This window comes from Selenomonas sp. KH1T6 (genome assembly GCF_900108415.1).
GTDB lineage: Bacteria > Bacillota > Negativicutes > Selenomonadales > Selenomonadaceae > Selenomonas_B > Selenomonas_B ruminantium_A.
Genome location: NZ_FNWN01000003.1, coordinates 38,368 through 56,347, shown reverse-complemented (window position 1 = coordinate 56,347; position 17,980 = coordinate 38,368). Strand labels below are relative to the sequence as shown.

Annotated in this window: 15 protein-coding genes; 4 read left to right on the top strand and 11 right to left on the bottom strand. The window is 54.0% G+C overall.

Annotated features, from left to right (window positions below):
- Positions 1-507: 507 nt before the first annotated feature.
- Positions 508-1,932 carry a protein O-GlcNAcase gene (locus BLW59_RS02940; RefSeq protein ID WP_175463340.1) on the top strand — a complete coding sequence of 475 codons (1,425 nt, stop codon included), beginning with the start codon at positions 508-510 and terminating at the stop codon, positions 1,930-1,932.
- Between the two features lie 91 nt (positions 1,933-2,023).
- Here the strand turns inward: BLW59_RS02940 and BLW59_RS02935 are convergent, their stop codons facing one another.
- The 9 genes from BLW59_RS02935 to BLW59_RS18080 form a co-directional block, all read right to left on the bottom strand.
- Complete coding sequence (locus BLW59_RS02935) at positions 2,024-3,511, bottom strand: FAD-dependent oxidoreductase (protein WP_318258258.1); 1,488 nt, start codon at positions 3,509-3,511, stop codon at positions 2,024-2,026.
- Between the two features lie 314 nt (positions 3,512-3,825).
- Positions 3,826-5,001, bottom strand: a complete 1,176-nt coding sequence (locus BLW59_RS02925) for a hypothetical protein (protein WP_139283514.1) — start codon at positions 4,999-5,001, stop codon at positions 3,826-3,828.
- A gap of 140 nt (positions 5,002-5,141) precedes the next feature.
- Positions 5,142-6,131, bottom strand: a complete 990-nt coding sequence (locus tag BLW59_RS02920) for a nicotinate-nucleotide--dimethylbenzimidazole phosphoribosyltransferase (protein ID WP_074696041.1) — start codon at positions 6,129-6,131, stop codon at positions 5,142-5,144.
- Positions 6,132-6,143: 12 nt separating this feature from the next.
- Positions 6,144-6,926: an ethanolamine ammonia-lyase subunit EutC gene (gene eutC / locus BLW59_RS02915; RefSeq protein WP_139283513.1), complete on the bottom strand. Its 783-nt coding sequence runs from the start codon at positions 6,924-6,926 to the stop codon at positions 6,144-6,146.
- Entirely contained in the window at positions 6,923-8,317 is a 1,395-nt protein-coding gene (locus tag BLW59_RS02910; protein WP_074696039.1) for an ethanolamine ammonia-lyase subunit EutB, read from the bottom strand. Before BLW59_RS02910 ends, eutC begins: the two co-directional genes overlap by 4 nt.
- Before the next feature lie 20 nt (positions 8,318-8,337).
- Positions 8,338-9,723: an ethanolamine permease gene (eat, locus tag BLW59_RS02905; RefSeq protein WP_074696037.1), complete on the bottom strand. Its 1,386-nt coding sequence runs from the start codon at positions 9,721-9,723 to the stop codon at positions 8,338-8,340.
- 288 nt (positions 9,724-10,011) lie between these two features.
- Positions 10,012-11,640: a DUF4127 family protein gene (locus BLW59_RS02900; RefSeq protein ID WP_081348351.1), complete on the bottom strand. Its 1,629-nt coding sequence runs from the start codon at positions 11,638-11,640 to the stop codon at positions 10,012-10,014.
- Between the two features lie 104 nt (positions 11,641-11,744).
- A complete protein-coding gene (locus tag BLW59_RS02895) occupies positions 11,745-12,128 on the bottom strand; it encodes a C-GCAxxG-C-C family protein (RefSeq protein ID WP_074696035.1) in 384 nt (127 codons plus the stop codon).
- A gap of 157 nt (positions 12,129-12,285) precedes the next feature.
- Positions 12,286-13,689, bottom strand: coding sequence for a M15 family metallopeptidase (locus BLW59_RS18080; RefSeq protein ID WP_074696033.1), 1,404 nt, complete (start codon positions 13,687-13,689; stop codon positions 12,286-12,288).
- Between the two features lie 172 nt (positions 13,690-13,861).
- On the opposite strand from BLW59_RS18080, the gene BLW59_RS02885 reads away from it, so the two are divergent.
- Positions 13,862-14,407, top strand: a complete 546-nt coding sequence (locus BLW59_RS02885) for a hypothetical protein (protein WP_074696030.1) — start codon at positions 13,862-13,864, stop codon at positions 14,405-14,407.
- Positions 14,408-14,418: 11 nt separating this feature from the next.
- Complete coding sequence (locus BLW59_RS02880; RefSeq protein WP_074696027.1) at positions 14,419-15,459, top strand: hypothetical protein; 1,041 nt, start codon at positions 14,419-14,421, stop codon at positions 15,457-15,459.
- 48 nt (positions 15,460-15,507) lie between these two features.
- Here the strand turns inward: BLW59_RS02880 and BLW59_RS02875 are convergent, their stop codons facing one another.
- Positions 15,508-16,074 carry a hypothetical protein gene (locus tag BLW59_RS02875; protein ID WP_074696025.1) on the bottom strand — a complete coding sequence of 189 codons (567 nt, stop codon included), beginning with the start codon at positions 16,072-16,074 and terminating at the stop codon, positions 15,508-15,510.
- A gap of 365 nt (positions 16,075-16,439) precedes the next feature.
- Between BLW59_RS02875 and BLW59_RS02870 the strand changes: the two genes are divergently transcribed.
- On the top strand, positions 16,440-17,108 hold the full coding sequence (locus tag BLW59_RS02870; RefSeq protein ID WP_074696022.1) for a vitamin B12 dependent-methionine synthase activation domain-containing protein: 669 nt from the start codon (positions 16,440-16,442) through the stop codon (positions 17,106-17,108).
- Between the two features lie 148 nt (positions 17,109-17,256).
- On the opposite strand, the gene BLW59_RS02865 is transcribed toward BLW59_RS02870, so the two are convergent.
- Positions 17,257-17,790 carry a hypothetical protein gene (locus BLW59_RS02865; protein WP_139283512.1) on the bottom strand — a complete coding sequence of 178 codons (534 nt, stop codon included), beginning with the start codon at positions 17,788-17,790 and terminating at the stop codon, positions 17,257-17,259.
- Positions 17,791-17,980: the final 190 nt, after the last annotated feature.

The following is a 17,980-nucleotide window of genomic DNA, read 5'->3' as shown; positions in this document are numbered from 1 at the left end:
AATTTTTCTCACTCCTCTAAAGATTGTTTTGGGATAAGTATCGTTGTATTTCCTCTATCAATTTATCGCCATCATACGATTTGAAAATTTTAATTTTCATTGCCATTTGCTGCACAAACACCAACCGATAACAGCATAGCCATACATAGTGTTATTGTTCTTATCATCTGTACCATGCTTCTCACTCCTCCTGCTTTGCCCTTCTATATTCCTCAATTTAACCTCACAATTCCTGCAAACTGGCGCAGAGCCGAAAAGCCCTGCGCAATATCTGCCGTTCAGTAAAACATCCTTACCAAATCTATTCATCTTTAAAGATATTTCCACAATGCGCCTTCCTAACGGATCTTTTCTGTCAGAAACTCCGACTCAAAATTCCTGCAAATCTCGTCATACAAATTTTCTCTTTCCCAAATTTGTGATATACTTGTTAAACGTAGTACCATCTTTTCTGGAGGTGACAGTATGTTTTATTTGTTTTCTTGTTTTCTTGCAGGACTGCTGTTCATGGCATTTCCTGCATCCGGCGCAGATGCCTCTCCCATTCCCTTGTGCGGCGTAGTGGAAGGATTCTACGGCACTCCCTGGAGCCACAGAAATCGTCAGGATATGCTGGAATTTTGTGGGGACCAGGGCCTCAATGCCTATATCTACGCCCCTAAGAATGACCCTTATCACAAGGACCGCTGGCGGGAACCCTACCCCAAAAACCAGCAGAAAAAACTGGCAGAACTGGCACGAACGGCAGACAAACACCACGTGGAGCTAATCTTTGCGATATCCCCTGGACAGGATCTGCATTATGACGGGCCGGAGGGCACGGCAGACCGAAAGATAATGCTGAAGAAGCTGGAAGCTGTACATGACCTGGGAATACGCCGCTTTGCCATTTTCTTTGATGACATAAAGGGCATGACGGAAAAAAGCTCCGTGGATGCAGAGGATGCCCGCAATCAGGCTGAATTCATCAATGAGATCCAGAAGGAGTTCCGCGCGGCCCATGAAGATGTCCCTCCCTTCATTGCCGTCCCCACGGAATATTATTATGAGGACATGGTGGCAGGAAAGAATCCCAAGCCCTACACCCGCACCTTCTCCGAGGCTCTTTCCCCGGACGTGACGGTGCTTTACACCGGGAACGGCGTTGTAACAGAGGGCATCTCCGACAGGGAGTTGGAACAGGCTGACGGACTCTATGGCCGCAGGCTCGGCGTATGGTGGAACTATCCCGTAACGGATTACCAAGAGGCAAAACTCGCCCTGGGGCCAATCGTGAACCTGCCGAAGAAGGAAGAGCTGCCGGCCCTGTTCTTCAATCCCATGAAGCATGAACGCCTTTCCAAGATCGCCCTTGCCACAGGAGCGGAGTACGCGCATGATCCCGAACACTACGCACCGGAAGCTGCATGGTCCCGCGCCATCAAAGAACAGTATGGCGAACTGGCTGCGGACATGGAACTCTTTGCCTCCCATTCCCAGCGCATGGAGAACAGTTGGGCTCACTGCGGGCCACAGGATGCCGCAGCGCTCCGCCGTGAAATGGACGATCTCTGGAAGCATTGGGCAGCAGGCGGCACCGAAGCCGAGCTCGACTGGTTTGAGCTCCGCCATCGATTCCAAGCCATGGACGATGTCGCCGTCCACTTGCAAAAAGGCCTTCCGAAGGACATCCGAAAGGAATGCGCCCCTCAGCTGAACCTGTTCGGAGAGCTGGCCCGGGCAGACCTGCAGGCACTGCAGCTTCTGCAGATGCATCGCTCCGGAAATCACCCGAAGGAAGTGAAAAAACTGCTGGCAAAACTAAAGGAGAAAAACGAGAAATTCACTGCCCATCAAAAGACCGCCCGCATTTCCGACGGCACCGCCAGGGATTTTCTGGTGGAAGCTATAGGCTATGTGGAAACCGGCACACGCAAGACAAATGGCAGGTAGGACATATTGAAAAAGGGCAGGTATTCCATCCTTATGCAAGGAATGGGACACCTGCTTTTTTCACCAAGTTGCAGCTGTTCAAGTTTAGCGATTATTTACTTACATAACTGCGCGTTTCCTCAGGAATCTCTTCCCATTTGACTTCATTCACCGGGATTCCCCTGGAAAGTCCCCAAGCCGCTGCAATGCCTGCGGCTTCGCCCATGCTCATGCAGGTAGGCTGGATACGGAAGGAAGCCTGAGCGGCGAAGCTGCCACTTGCACAGCGTCCCACCACAAGCAGATTGGAAATCTCGTTGGTCACCAAGGCACGATAGGGAATCTCATAATACTCGCCCTTTTTCAGCTTTTTGCTGAGGTCCAGATTCACATCATGGATATCGATGGGATACGCCGTCCGAGCCACTGCATCGTGGAAATGCCTGGCATCGGTATATTCCTTATCTGTCATGTAATACTTACCACGGATGCGCCATGATTCCCGAACTCCCACCATACTTGCTTCGCGGCTGATATAGGCCTTCTCAAAACCGGGGACGTTCTTGATGAAGAATCCTGCCAGACGGTGCATCATCTTCCGGCCGAAGGTCACAGCCCTGCTGTATGAGACGGTATCCGTAGCACTGAAGTTCAGTGCCGGCATCTCAGGACAGTTCATGGATAATACGGTGGGTTTGCCGGTAATCGTAAACGCCTGAATATACACAATATCATCCTCGGTCAGTTCACCCCGGGCAACACCGTCCTGGAAGAATTTCTCGTTCTGTTTCCACTTCCAGAACTGAAGGAATGGCCGGCCTTTCTTCCTCAGAGTGTCTTCTGCCAGTTTGTCGAAAGGACCTCTCTCTTTTACCCCCTTTATAATGAACTGATGATAGAGCTTGCCCATATCAATGCCGCCCATTTCAAAACGCAGGCTCATGGGCTGGTTGCGTCCTGTCTTTTCCGAGCCTTTTTCCACAGGAATGCCCGCAAACCGTGAAAGCAATGCGTCTCCCGTGCCATCGACGAAGGTCTTTGCCTGTATCTTTGCCAGTCCCTCAATGGTCTGGACAACACAGGAGACAATCTTTCCTCCATCAGTCACCGCCCCCACCAATGAAGTGTTGTAAAGGATATCTACCCCCGCCTCTTCACACATTTCATCATAGACAAAAGAAAGATATTCAGGCACATATTGTCCTCTGCCACCACCGAAATAGGAGTCAGTATCCACTCCAAGGAGCGGCGGCACCCCCTGTTTTTCCATGCGTTTGTTCAGATCCGTGATGTAGGGCGTATCGCTGTCATAGCAATAAGTAGCCATACATGGGAAAACACAGCCCAAGGTGGCCAGTCCCCCCAGGGAAATGCCTCGCTCCACAAGAACAACCTTCGCTCCTTTTCGCGCAGCGGTAACAGCAGCCGCAGTCCCCGCTACGCCACCACCAACCACGCAGACATCGGCATCAAAGAGTACGGGAAGCTCCGCATTATCGAAATCCATCGTAGATATCGTTGGCGAAGCAGCCTCTGCTTTTGCGGCATCCCCCTTGACTCCCAGAACAGTCCCGGCCGCTGCCAGACCCATCAGTTTCATAAAACTGCGTCTGGACATCGGGATTGCAAATGAGTTACCCATAATACACTACCTCCAGTTCTTGGATGGACGGATGGGTGTACATTCCTGCCCATCAACTATTCCCTTTTGGCCTCGAACGATGATGAAAAGGTTCTTGGCCCCTGCAACAAGATTGACAGGCGGACCATTGCCTTTTGGCAGGCTCATGGCCCGCCAAAAGGCTACTTCGAAGTTTTTTTCAAGACTTGCAAAAGCAGCCTGCTGCTTCGTAAGGAGTATTATCATTCGCAGTAAATTTCATCAACTATACATTACTTTCAATTGCGCATGTTTCACTTCCCCATGTGCAGAGTCTCCTCTATCTCCTTCTGCAACACCGCCATGGATGCCTTTATCTCCAACGTACGTCCAGCGGTAAGACGGCCTAGTTCCTGGCGGTAGACTGGGGTCATCTCATGGAGCAGGCCGGCAATGCTGCTTTGGGTGTCCTGGGCTTCCTGGGAGGAATTGCCGGAGAGCAGCAAGTAGTTTTCCAGCAGGGAAAGGGTTTCTTCGTTCCAGTAGGTCACTACTTTTCTGGCACCTATGACTTGGGAATCCGATGCCCCCAGGGAAACGGCGCGCTGTATCTCCTTCAGAACCTTCAATATATCCTCCACATAGCGCCTCACGCTCCTGTCGGAGATTTTCGACCTCTGCTCCTCTATGGCCTTGAGCTGTTCTTTCAGCCTGGTCCTGATTTCACGGCAGTAATCCCGGTAGTCAGGCTCTGACTGTACTGGTACAGGCTCCGGCTCAGCGGCCTCCTCTTCTTCTACTGCCCCGCGCAGCTGCCCCCGCTTCCACAGCAGGTAATAGGGCAGGGCTCTGGCGTGGCGCTCCTTCAGGTCTTCCCACTCACCCAGCATCTGCCCGTAGACTCCTTCGGAAAATTTATCTTTGGGAGGATGAGCCCATAAGTCCAGTGTTCGGCGGGGTATTTCCTCCCCGTAGGACCTCATGAAGAGGTGCTCCAGATTGCTGCAGAGCAGGATGAAGATGATCAGCAGGACATTTTCCTTCAGGAACTCATATACAAAGGGAATAAACCCCAGCATGAGGACGAACAGCCCCCAGCCCAGCACATTGATGAAGATGCCTTCCATTTCCATGGCCAGGAAGCGCTGGGGAATAGGCTTCAGCAGGTTTTTCGCCGTCTGCTGCATCTTCCTGTTCCAGAGCTCAAGAGCATCTTCATAGGTGGCGGCACTGCAGGCAAAGACATTCTTGTACAAGCCCTGGGGCGCAATCTTGTAAAGCTTTTCCCCCTTGGCGGAGCCAAGCTTCACATCCTTCATGGCGCAGATAAGATACTGCTCTTCCTTCCGCGCTGCTTCCAGATTCTCAAACAAGCCTATATCCGAGCCCGTCAGCAGGTCATAGGGACAGATAAAGCGGTCATGCTCCCTGGCATAAGCCCGCAGGAAGTCCCCGTCCCCCAGCAGCTTGAACTGATTCCACTTCTTCACGTCCTCACCTCCCCTGCAATTCATCCTGCTAGAGATATTCTCCGGAGGGTTGTTTTTTCCTTCTATATAGGTGGGCACAAGAAAAGTCCTGCAGATGTTTCACGTGAAACATTTGCAGGACTTCCTTTTATAGCAGTTCCTTAGCAGCTTTGCGCCATCTTCCCCATGATTTCCTCCATCCTGCCCATGTGGCGGGCGGTGTAGAGAATGGTCTTCAGGATGGTCAGTCCCAGGACAGCACCTATGCCTTCTCCCAAAGCCAGGCCAGCCTGCAGGGGGACATCCTCTGCCTTGAGGCCTCCCAGTTCCAACGCATATTTCATGCCTGGTTCCCGGGAGAGGTGGGAGGAGAGGGCCACCTGGCTGACCTGGGGATTGTTCTTCGCCGCACAGGCAAAGGCCACGGCGGTGATGAAGCCATCCAGCAGGAAGGGAATGTTTCTCGCGGCGCATTCCTCCATGGCTCCACACAAAGCGGCGATGTCATAGCCTCCCACACAACGGATGATATCCTGGGGAGAATCCATCAACTGGCTGTGCTTGCGGATTCCCTCTGCCACCACCTGCCGCTTTCTCATCAGCACATCATGGCAGCCGGGATTGGCGCCGTAGCCTACGGCAAATTCCGGGGCCACCCCGGAGAGGGCGCAGAGCACGGCGGCGGAAGTGGTGGTATTGCCCAGTCCCACTTCCCCGAAGGAAAAGACATTTACTCCCAGCAGGGCTTTTTCTCTCACGGCCTCCCTGCCTGCCTGATGAGCCTTGGCATATTCATCCCTTGTCATGGCAGGTCCTTTCAGGAAATTGCGGGTACCCAGCCGCACCTTGCGGTTTCGCCCCACCTGTTCCTGGGAAGCCAGACCTACATCTATCACCTCATAGGGAATACCGTTGCAGGCGCAGAAGCAGCTCACCGCCGCCTTGCCCTCTGCCACGTTCTGAGCCAGCAGGGTCGTGACTTCCTGAGGATACTTGCCCACTCCCTCTTCCAAAATGCCGTTATCAGCGGCAAAGACCAGATGGCAGGGGCGCATTTCCTCCTCTCCGCCCCAGGCTGCCATGAGCTTCATGGCCTGTCCTTCAAAGACCCCCAGGCTTCCGGGGGGTATGGCAAGTTCCGAAAAATCCATTTCACTTTCTCCTTATGATATGCTGTAGTTCAGTTCCACGCCGCTCTTCTTTTCCTTCATGTAAAGCTCAGCCAGTTCCAGCACCTGCTCTGCCGCCTCCAGCGGTGGTGTGCCCTCAGTATATATGTTGGAAATGACATTGCGATGGGATTCGGGCTTTTCCGAGGTGGACTGATAGCCCATATAGACGCTCATGCTCTCCCCGGTGGCCAGCCCTGGGCGCTCGCCGATGAGCAGGATGGTGACCTTGGGAATCTCCAGGGCCTCGCTGACCTTGTCCGCCACATTCACCCGGCCATAGCGGATGAAAACAGGGGTGCCAAAGCTCCAGCCCCGCTCCTCGCAGCCCTTCACCAGAGCGTGGTACATGGGCCTCAGGTTGGCATTCACCGCAAAACCGCTGAGGCCGTCTGCTGCCAAGAGCTGCACATCTGCTCCCAGCTTGCAATGCTCCCGCAGGGCTGCTGCGGTCTCTTCCGAGATAAGCCTGCCCCGGTCGGGCCTGCGGACATATTCCTCCTTTTCCTGCACCAAAGTCTGTATCTTGTAGAAGCCCAGGGCATCCACTACCTTTTCCTCCATGGGTGTCCACACGGCATCCTGGGCCACCGCATGGTCGGCCCGGAATTTCAGCAGGGAGGCGGTGCGCATCCTGTCCCCCGCCCTGCCGATGCCCAGCCGGGCGTTGGTATAGCCCTTGAGCATCTTCACCATCTCAAGGCTCACGGGATTCTCTATACCCACTGCCTCCTTGATGGCAGCACTTGATATATCTCTGGCCATGCTCTCCTTCATACGGCACTCCTCCTTTTGGCAAGATAGCCTTCCATGAAGATGGACGGGTCGCCTGCCACGGCTGTCAAATGACCTGCCTCGTCAAAGATGCCCAGCTCCTGCATGCGCCTGTCAAATTCTGCAATAGTGCGCTTGCCGCTGAGACGGCGCAGAGCCGCCCCGTCATGGTAGCTGCTGGTCTGGTACATGAGCATTACATCATCACCGCCGGGGATGCCCATGATGTAGTTGCAGTCTGCCATAGTGAGCATCACTGCCAGATTTTCCAGATCGTTCTGGTCCGCCCGCATGTGGTTGGTATAGCAGACATCACATCCCATGGGCAGGCCGGTGAGCTTGCCCATGAAATGGTCCTCCAGCCCCGCCCTGATCATCTGGCGGCCGTCGTAGAGGTATTCAGGACCGATGAAGCCCACCACTGTATTCACCAAGAAGGGCTTGTAACGCTTGGCAAAGCCATAGCAGCGAGCCTCCATCACCACCTGATCAGCTCCGTTGTGGCCATCCGAGGACAGCTCCGAGCCCTGCCCTGTCTCGAAGTACATGAAGTTTTCCCCCTTGGAGCTCTTTCTTTCCTTCATGATGGCGTAGGCCTCATCCATCAGGGCCACGTCAATGCCGAAGGCCCGATTGGCAATCTCCGAGCCTGCCAGGCTCTGGAACATCAGGTCCACGGGAGCCGCCTGCTTTTCCAAAATCTTCATCTGAGTAGTGACATGAGCCAGCACGCAGTTCTGGGTGGGCAGCTCCCATTCCTCCATAAAGGACTTGAACTCCCTGAGAATCTCTGCCACCTTTTCCAGCTTGTCCACGGCAGGATTCAGACCAATGACTGCATCCCCTGCCCCGTAGCTGATGCCCTCCATCACCGAGGCCATAATGCCCGCCGGGTCATCAGTGGCGTGATTGGGCTGGAGACGGGTGGAGAGAGTGCCGGGCCTGCCGATGGTGGTGTTGCAGGTTGCCTCCACGTGCATCTTCTTGGCAGTGTAAACCAGGTCCAGATTGCTCATAAGCTTGGCTGCCCCTGCCACCATCTCCGAAGTCAGTCCGCCCCGGATAGAAGCTATCTCCTCCGTGGAAGCGGCCAGCAGGAATTCACGGAACTGCCCCACCGTCATAGACTTTATCCTGCGATAGGGAAGCTCCTCCACTGCATCCTGTTCGGCCCGGGTCACATCATCCTCCTCATAGGGCACGGCGGGATTATTCCGCAAGTCCTCCAGCGTCAGGTCCGAGAGCACTGCCTTGGCGGCTACCCGCTCCGCAGCTGTGGCCGCCCCGATGCCTGCCAGCATATCCCCTGACTTTTCCTCATTGGCCTTGGCCAGCACATCCTTCACATCACGGAAATTATATCTTTCCCCAAACAGGGTTGTTCTGAGCAACATCTTATCACCTCCGGCCTTTCTCAGGCTTTTTCATCCAGAGCATCCAACACGCCGAATTCCTCCTCAAAGGGACGGATATGCCTGCGGGCGTACAGGAAGTAATAAGCCACCGCCACGACATAGATGCCTGCCACATAGGGCAGCACTTCGCTGGAAGCCAGCAGCAGGCTCACCAGGCAGAACACAGCCAGGATAAGGCTCACAGCAGGAATGGCCATGGAGGACACCTTGAAGGGACGCTTCAGCTCCGGCTCCCTGTGACGCAGGATAAAGAGAGATACGAGGCTGGTGAGATACATGATGACGGAGCCGTAGCAGGCAATGGTGATGACCATGTCCGTCAGACCCGTGAGAGCCGCTATGAGGCACACCACCCCGGGCAGCACCAGCGCCCAGACAGGGGTCTTGTGCTTCGGATCAAGTCGGGAAAGAAACTTGGGCAGATAGCCCGTGCGGGCCATGGCATAAGTCTGGCGGGAATAGCCCACGATGATGCCATGGAGGGAAGCCACCAGGCCGAAGAGGCCAATGCCGCTCATGAGGAGCACCGGCAGGGAGCCGTCACCGTAGGCTGCGCTCAGAGCCATGGGCAGGGGGAAGTCCACTCCCGCCACCGCCTCAGTATCGCCGATGCCTGCCGTCAGGAACAGGGTGAAAACCGCCATCACCAGCAGGGTTGCCATGCCGCTCAGGAAACCTTTGGGAATATCCCTCTGGGGGTCAACCATCTCCTCAGCGCTCATGGCGCCGCCTTCAATGGCCAGATAGAACCAGATGGCAAAGGGCACTGCCGCCATGACCCCGTCCCAGCCGTTGGGCAGCATGGGACCGGCCATGACCCGGGCCATTTCAAAATGCGGCGCAGCCAGCAGCCAGTAGAGGACCAGGCCGCCAAGGGCGATGACCGTCACCGTCAGCTCAAATACAGCCGAAGTCTTCATGCCCAGGTAGTTAAGGAAAATAAAGAAGAAAAAGGCGGCCACTGTAGCCACCAACGGATCAATGGCGGGAATGAGAGCATGGACGTAGCCGCCTACCGCCAGGGCAATGGCAGGAGGGGCAAAGACAAACTCAATGAGACAGCTGATGCCGTTCACATAGCCGCCGAACTTCCCCAGAGCCCGCCTGGCATAGGCGGAAGGACCGCCTGCATGGGGAATGGCTGTAGCCAGCTCTGAATAGGACAGGATAAAAGTCACATAGAAAATTGTCACCGGAATCAGGGCCAAAGCCAGCCCCATGACGCCGCCAGCGGCAAAGCCGTAGCTCCAGCCAAAGTAGTTGCCGGATATCACCAGCCCCACAGCCAGCGCCCATAGATGAATTGGTTTCAGCACCCGTGTCAGATTTTCTTCCCGGACTTCCGGCGCCTTCGCCGTAATTACCCCTGCATGATTCGCACTCATGATAACCCCTCCCATTTCACTCAGTCATTCAGTCATTTAGGCAAAAGGAGCCGACAGGCAGGGCATCTCCCCTGTCCGTCGGCTCCTTTGCCGCGTCTATATGTATATCACGGCCCAAAAAAGGCGCTGACAGAGAGCCTCCTTTGGCTCCCCGTCAAGCGCCTTTGCTTGTGCCGGAAATTATGTTGCTATGATACTATACAAAAACAGTCTAAGTCAAGCCGTTTTTGATGAAATACTGTATACTTTCCTAAACATCTGCTTCAGTTGAGGAACACGCTTGCCTTCTCAGCGCTTATCCTCATCCTTCAGCACCACTTTGGCATCGCACTCGAACATGCGGTTCCAGGGGAAATCCACCTGCACTTCCTGCACCTTCAGCCCCCAGGGGAAGCAGAGGTTTCTCTGCAGGAAATCCTTCAGCAGGGCAGCAGTCTTTTCCCGGGCAGGTTCCAGTTTCGCATCCAGCTTGCCATAGCCCCCTTCACCCGGCCAGCCGCCCAGCATATTGGCCACCTGCTGGCGGACATTAGCCTGGTAAGCCCAGTCATCCACATAACGGGTAAAGAGCAGGTCAGCTACATCGTCCTTGCTCATCTTATTCGCCAGAGAAGCAGCTCCCAAAAGGAAGCCGCTGCTGTTGGTGGCGGTGTTCCAGCCGCCATAGCCCTGCAGGCGGAACTGCAGGCCGTCCTTCCTGAGGCCTTCCAGCAGGGCATTATCAGCGCCATTGCCATAGGCAATATCTGCCACGGCCACGGGATACCCCTTCTGCACATAGTCATTTACCTTTTTGACAAAGTCTTTGGTCCCCTTGCGGAATTTCGTCGTATTCACAGGAAAGTTGGCCTCTGAGGTCTTGCCGTCTGGATTGGTGCTGACCAGCAGTACCAGGTCGGCCCGTTTGGGATCATTTACGGGTATGCCCCCCAGGGCCGCAATGGCCTTTTCCACAGAATCGCCGATTTTTTCATTGGTATAGGTGGGGATAGTCTCAGCCCCCTTGCCCTTGGCATACTCCGCATAGACAAAGGGCACATCCCGGAGATTATCATGGATAGCCCGGGATACCATCAGCATGCCCAGCTCATCTGCCCCGGAGGTGACCACGGAGCGTGTCTTGCCCAAGGTCTCCCCCAATTCTTCCAGATGACGGCTCTCACGATGGGTCTGGGAGGGCACGGCGCTGTCATCGCAGCCCAGCAGGAAATAGTTGAACACACCAGCCTCAGCCATGGTCATGAAACGCTCATTGGCATCGTAATTCCTGGCCCGGCGCTGGAGCCAGTCATCCAGGTACTCAGCGGGAATCTCAGCCTTGAGCTGCGCCAGCTGCTTCTTGTCCTTGCGGGAAAGCCCCTGCATTTCTTCCTTATCCAACAGGGCGGTGTAGGCGAAAATCTGGTCACCGTGGGTCTTGTAATAAGCCGGCTCCTCGCTGGAATAAGCCGCGCCCCGTGGTGTCCTCATAATTGTACCGAAAGCATAGAGGGGCAGACGCTTATGATTCTCATGAAAAGTCTTCAAGGCCTCCGCCCGCTCCATGATTTTCTCTGCGGTGAGGTCATGCTTGCGGGAGCCCACCAGACTGCCATAGAGCATGGCATCAGTAGACACCACCGCCGCCTGCGCCCCCGGAGAGTTTTCCTCCAGCCATTTCAGCAGCTCTTCCGGGTGCCCGTAATCCTTGATGCCCCCCAGCATCTCCTTGGGCGGCACCAGCACCTTATACCCAAGTTTTTCCGCCACCTCCACCGTCTGGCTGTCATTCACGGGACGGTTGTCGATGGGAATGTAGACAATCTTCTTCCCAGCCCCCGGCCCCTTGACGTTCACCTCAGCCGCCGAAGCCGCCGGCATCATGGTCATAGCCCCCAGGCAAAAAGCCGTCAACGCTCCTAATAATCTTTTATGCAAATCAATACCCCATTTCCACAGGTCTCAAGTGAAAGAAAAATACTATTGGCCACAGTGAGCAATTCAGCACAACATTCATTCTAACATCAGTTTATGAAAGAAACTTACAGTCGCTTCTCCACCGCCATAGTGGCAATCCTCACGCAATCATCGCAGGAACAGAGCATCTTGCCTGTGCCCACGCCCTTGAGCTCTTTGCAGATGGTGGCGCCGGCCTGTTCCTTGAACTCCGTGAGCATTTCCTTAGTCATCATCTTGGTGGGTTGGCCGCTCTTGTTCAGCCAGCCAATGGTCATGGCAGCACCGCAGAGAGCTCCGCAGGTGGCCTCCATGCCTCCCATGCCGCTGCCGAAGCCGGAGCCCAGGGACAGCAGGTCCTCCTCGCTCATGCCGATCTCATCCTTGAAGGCCATCATCACTGCCTGAGCGCAGTTATGCTTTTTCTTTAATTCTGCTGCCAGTTCGGCTCTCTCGGTCGTATTTTCCATGATAAACTCTCCTTTATAATCTACACAATCTAGCTAAATACAATTTTACCATCTATTCCCATCTGCAACAACCGGCAGGAAGATGCACAGCAGCCCTGCAAATGTTTCACGTGAAACATTTGCAGGGCTGCCTTCATTTCGCTTGTCAGTTTGGTCCTTAGAACTTCCCGCCCAGATTCTCCAAAGTGTCAATCACTACCACGCAGTCAGGTTTTACCCTCTGCATAAGGGCCCGCATCTTGTCTACCGGCAGAGAGACACATCCTCCTGTGTAGGGCTTGTTCACGCCGAAGCAGTGCATGAAGATGGCAGAGCCTGCACCAAGCTTTCCTTCCTCATTGTAGCTGATATTCAGGCAGTAGAGGTAGTGGGGATTGTAGTCCACAATATGCTCGCTGTCTTCTTTGTTCAGATTGGGCAGCTTGCGGATGTCCACCATCTCGTTGTAGTGCATGCCAGGGCGGCTGTCCCCTGACCAGTAGATATTATCATCTACCTGGGTATAAGGCAGCTTGCATCCCGGGTCTTTCTCAATGCCGAAAGCCTTGGTGAAGTGGTAAGTGCCCACAGGGGTCTTGGCATCCCCCTCTTTTGTCTTGCCCAGGCCCTCCCTGCCAATGAAACCGGGAGTGGAAAGCACTTGCACCCAGTTGCCGTCACTGTCTTTCTCATGCATAGAAATCCAGGCAGACTGAGGGGCTACGCCTCCCACTACTACCATCTGTTTGGCAGTGGAGGCGGCAGGCAGCTTCGCCACCCAGGCAGGACTGTAGACAACTTCCACAGCCTCCTGCACAGAAGCCTTGCCGCTGGGGAAGGTGAAATAAGTGTCAGGATATGGTTCATTGCGCAGGGTGAAATGCCACCATTCCGTATCAAGGCCTTTGAAACCATGACGGAACATAGCCTGCTGCAGGATGCGGCGGTTCTTCAGCTGCTCGGGAGTCAGGTCCCCCTTGAAGTCCGGGTGGGATCGCTCGCCGAAGTAGTCGAAGGTACCGCCCATATCCACTTCTTTTTCGGTATTCATATCGAAAAGGGTCAGGTCCACCGTGCTGCCCCGGCTATGGCCGGAGTAGGCAGCGATATAGCCCTGCTCAAAGAGCACATCCTTATTGAGGTCAGGATAAAAATACTCCTTCATGCGGGTATCTTTCAGGTTTTCCGCCCAGGCTTTGAAATGGTCCACGGCCATCTGGGGACGGTAAGCGTCGAAGATCTTCAAGCGATATCCTTTTTCCCTAAGCTCATCTGCCACATCCTTCAGGGCAAAGGCCGCTTCTTTGGTCATCAGGGCCACGGGCTCCTCATAGCCGCGAATCCTGTCCCCTACGAAATTATAGGTGGAGTAGTAGCGGATTTCCTGTATCACATCCGGCACCACGTCTGCCAGCACCACAAAACCAGAAGCATCCGCCGGATTCACCGCCGCAGCCTCTGCCACCGCCACACAGCTGACAGGCAGAGGCATAACTCCCTGGGGCAGGAATCCACCGCCGCCTACCAGCAGGCTAGCAGCCAAAGCAGCTCCCGTCATTTTTTTTATATATCTGTTGTTCATGAAAAAACCTCCTTCCAGAATTGTGTCACACTCCTCTATTCTACATAAAACCCTCCATTCCTCCCCCCGGTCTCACTTGCCAGGCAGGAATACCCAAAACTTTGACGAAGTGAGTTCAAGAGAAAACCTGCCGAAAAGTTTCTGTATTTTTCTGTAAGGAAGTGATGGAAGCATGCATAAAAACAACCATCCCTTAGCCATTTACTGCACCTCCTGCGGGGCGCCTGCCGTCTACGACATTGTGAAGCAGGACTACCACTGCAAATATTGCGGGGCCCGGACAGATATCAGGGAACCGGTACAAAAGCTGGGACAGTGGCGGGATGCCCATCGGAAGAGCTTTTTCGCGGAAGAAAACTCTGCCGAGGGCTTGCACGTTTGCTCCAACTGCGGGGCAGAGGTCATGATACCCGCCGGGGAGGCCACTGGGAACTGCGAGTTCTGCGGCGGCAAATTTGTACGCCGGGAGTTTGCCCAGTCAGATGAGCTGCCGGAAGTCATCATTCCTTTCGTGCTGACAGAGGAAGAGGCCAGGGAAAGGCTGCAGGAATGGGCCAATGCCAATCAGAAGGAAAAAGAAGCACGGACAGTGCTCAGTGCCATTGATAAACTCAGGGGCTACTACCTCCCCTACGAGCTAATCCGCGGACCGGTCACTGCCGAAGTAGAGCGCATGGAGACCTTCTCCGACAGAAGTACCACTGCGGAGGCTTCCTGAACGGCATCGCCGTGAATACTTCTAAACAGCTGGACAATCTGGTGCTTGATGCCATGGAGCCCTTTGAATGGACCGCCTCCCGCCCCTTTGAATTTTCCTTCCTGGCTGGCCAAAGGGTGAAGCTCTCGGATATCGGTGCCAAAGCCCTGAAGAAGAGGGTACTGGAGGAAGTGGAGGCAGGCTTCCGTCCCGAAGCAGAGAAAGAGCTGCAGACTACAGGCATCATCATGCGTATGCAGGCAGGCAATATCCTGCGGCTGCCTGCCCTGCTGCCTGTCTATGTCCTCTCTTTAGGCCCTGTACTGGCAGTGGTGAATGGCCAGACAGGACGGGTGGCTGTCTCCAGGGAGAAGGAGGAAAAAGTCCTGTCCTGGCTCATTGAGCCCACCTTGCTGACCCTGCTGGTCGGCGGCCTGCTGGCCCTTTGGGAGCCATACGTGGGACTCATGTCCATGGTGGTCTTCGGCCTGATCTTCTTCACTGCCTTCAGCGATGGACGGGGCGAAGAATGGCGGCGGGTGATCTTCAAGACCAAAAAGAGCCGGGCCGAGCGCGTCCAGAGCAAGCTCACAGTGACAGAAGGAGAAAACACCATAGAAGATACCACCCCCCAGGCCGTCTTCACCGAGCCAGTGAACGGCGAGACAGTGCCGGTAAAGATTGCCTTCTACCCCCCGGGGCGCATCTTCAAGACTTTGCTCCTGCTGCTGGTCTTCAACTTCCTGCCTGCCATCCTGGCCTTTCCGCTGGATATTGAGGGGACGGCAGACTACAGCTACCTCGCCGTCTGGCTGGTTCTCTCCGTGCCCGCCAGCCTGATTTTCTGGGTGGCTGTAGGCCGCATCAGGGTCTACAACCACCCCATCCTCCACCGCGTCTTCCCGGACGGCAAGCTGGAACGGGTAAAATCAGACCAGGACAGGAACGTCTCCTTCTTCACCCGCCTCAAGGAATTCAAGGAACTGGCAGCCTGTGGCCCCATCCTCTTCATCCTCGGGGTCTCCTTCTTCATGTTGGTGGGAACCATAGCAGCCATCCTGATACCAGAGTAAAAAACGGGGGAATGTTTCACGTGAAACATTCCCCCGTTTAATCATTTTTCAAATTATCCCCGGGCGTATTTTGACGGTGTGTCCCTCTTGCAGGGTGACTTTTTCCACCAGGCAGGTCTTGGTGCCCACTGTGAAAAACTCAAATTCAGTCACATTTGGCAGTTTTGCCCACAACTCTTCCCGGTTGCTTCTCTCGGCCAGTGTCTGTGAAGCTTCTTTCCCTTTGGGATCAAGAATCAGGACATAATAGACAGCCGGGGGGATATTCTCAAAGGCGAAATGACCTTTTTCATCGGCCTTAGTGTAGTAGAGGGGTTGGTTTTCAGGAATGATCCCTTCCTGATACCATCTCTGAACGGCAGCATAGGGAATGGCGTCAAAATTTATGTCGCTCCGAATCAGCCAAATCTCTGGCGCGGCAGATTTCTTGCCGTGCTTGGGGGCGCTGACATCCCACATCAGACCTCCGCTGCCTTCCCCCCTGGCCACGCGCAACTGACTGCCATCCTCAAAACGCGCAGGATAGACACTGCCTATGATATTGCCTGCGGCAGCTGCGATGACAGTGCCCAGACACCAGGCCAAAAGAGTCAGCAGGATAATAAGGCGTTTCATAGCAATCCCCTTCCTTTCCAGAATGATTTGTTCTTCAGTTATCTTCGCCTTGCAGTGTGTTTTTTCCTGCCAAGAAGATAATGAGGCCTGACTTAGGAAAGGAGCGGGTAATAAAATCTATAACGAGTACAAGATGTCCCCCACTTCTATAAGTGGGGGCGGTAACTTACTAACAGGCGGCGAGTTAATATCTCCCGCCTCGTTGAAAGGCCAAGAGGAAGTTTTGCCTTCGGCAAAACTGGAACAATTGCCTTATAACGGCGGGCGGCTCACCTAAGCTTGCCTAAAAAGAACGATATCATCAACTGGCAGAAGTGGTATACTAAGAGACATAACCTGCCACAGAATTGCAAAGGAGGATGCCTATGCCCATCTACAATGCCAGCCTGAAAGAACTGGACCTGTCCGAAGTGCGCCGCTATGCAGGTCTTGCCAGGGCGGATTTCGATGAGAAGATGATAGAGGAAGCAGCCCAGGAAGCCCTGCTGCTCATCTCCCCCAGAAGTGCCTATGCCGTCTATGACTACGACTGCCAGCGAGGCGTTATCAAGGCAGATGTGGAACTTGCCCTCACGGGCAAGTCCATCAAGAAACATCTGGCCGGCTGCGAAAAGGTGCTGGCCATCTCTGCCACCATCGGTCCCGATATAGTAGAAGCCATCACCCAGCACTTCGACGAAGGACGCTACGCCCACTCCGTGCTGCTGGATGCCGCCGCCACGGAGGCAGTGGAGGAAGCAGCCAATGCCCTGGAGAAAATGCTCTCCCCCAAGATCAAAGCCCAAGGCTTTGCCAGCCGCTGGCGGTTCTCCCCCGGCTATGGTGACTGGCCCCTGGAAGCCCAGCAGGAGTTCATGCCCCTGACCTGTGCGGCAGAAATAGGCATCACCCTCACGGAAAGCATGATGCTCTCCCCCCGCAAAAGCGTCACCGCCATCATCGGACTATACCGCCCTGAGCAGGTCAGCGATGCCGTTGGCAAACAAGGCTGCCAAAGCTGTGGCCAAAAGGACTGCCCCAGCAGGAAGAGATGATGTTTCACGTGAAACATATCGAAAAATGGGTTGCTGCACATTTGCTTGATGTGCGGCAACCCATTCATTCATGCTATTGCTGAAATCTTTTCAAATTCTGCCCGATTCTCTCTGAGCAAGTTTCTAATATCAATGTCTTTCTGCGAACTCAAACAGCATCAGCCTCTTCAAAATCCTCTCCCATATAATATTTGTTGCCACAACGCATACACACATACATATGTGTCCAATAATCATACTCCTCATGGTATCTATCCATATCAGTTTTATACTGCTCCTTTGCTCTGGCATACCTAAACTTTTTGCCGCTGATATAACTCCAGACTTTATCCATAAGCCAGCCAATGGCACATGCAGTGGCACACCATGTACCAAAAACCTGCATCACAGCCTTGAAACTTCCCTCCCAGCCTAAAAGAGCAGCTATATCAGCGGTCAGTTCTACTGCAATTCCTGCCGCCGTCAGGAAAATCATGCCACCCATCAGGCAGCCTGTTTTCTCCTCCTTGGGCACTTCCGGCTTCTCAGGAGGCGCCGACTCTGCCGCCAAATCAGATTCCATATAGACCCCGTATGTCACATTTTCAAAGACAGGAACCTTCCTGCCGTTCTCATCAACCTTATGCCCAGAGCAGTATTTCCTATCAGATTTCCTGTAGGCATGGCCATGTTTATAAACCATAGACATAGCCATCGTATTTTCACTGCCACATTCAGGGCAAGCATATTTGCCAAAATCCCCCATAACGCTCTCCTTTCCATTCCTTGTCAATTATTAAAAATACGAACATATAATAACACTTCCACATAAGAATACTATTAGAAGGATTCAGTTGTGGTTCCCTAATATTCCTCGCTATGGTACAATACAC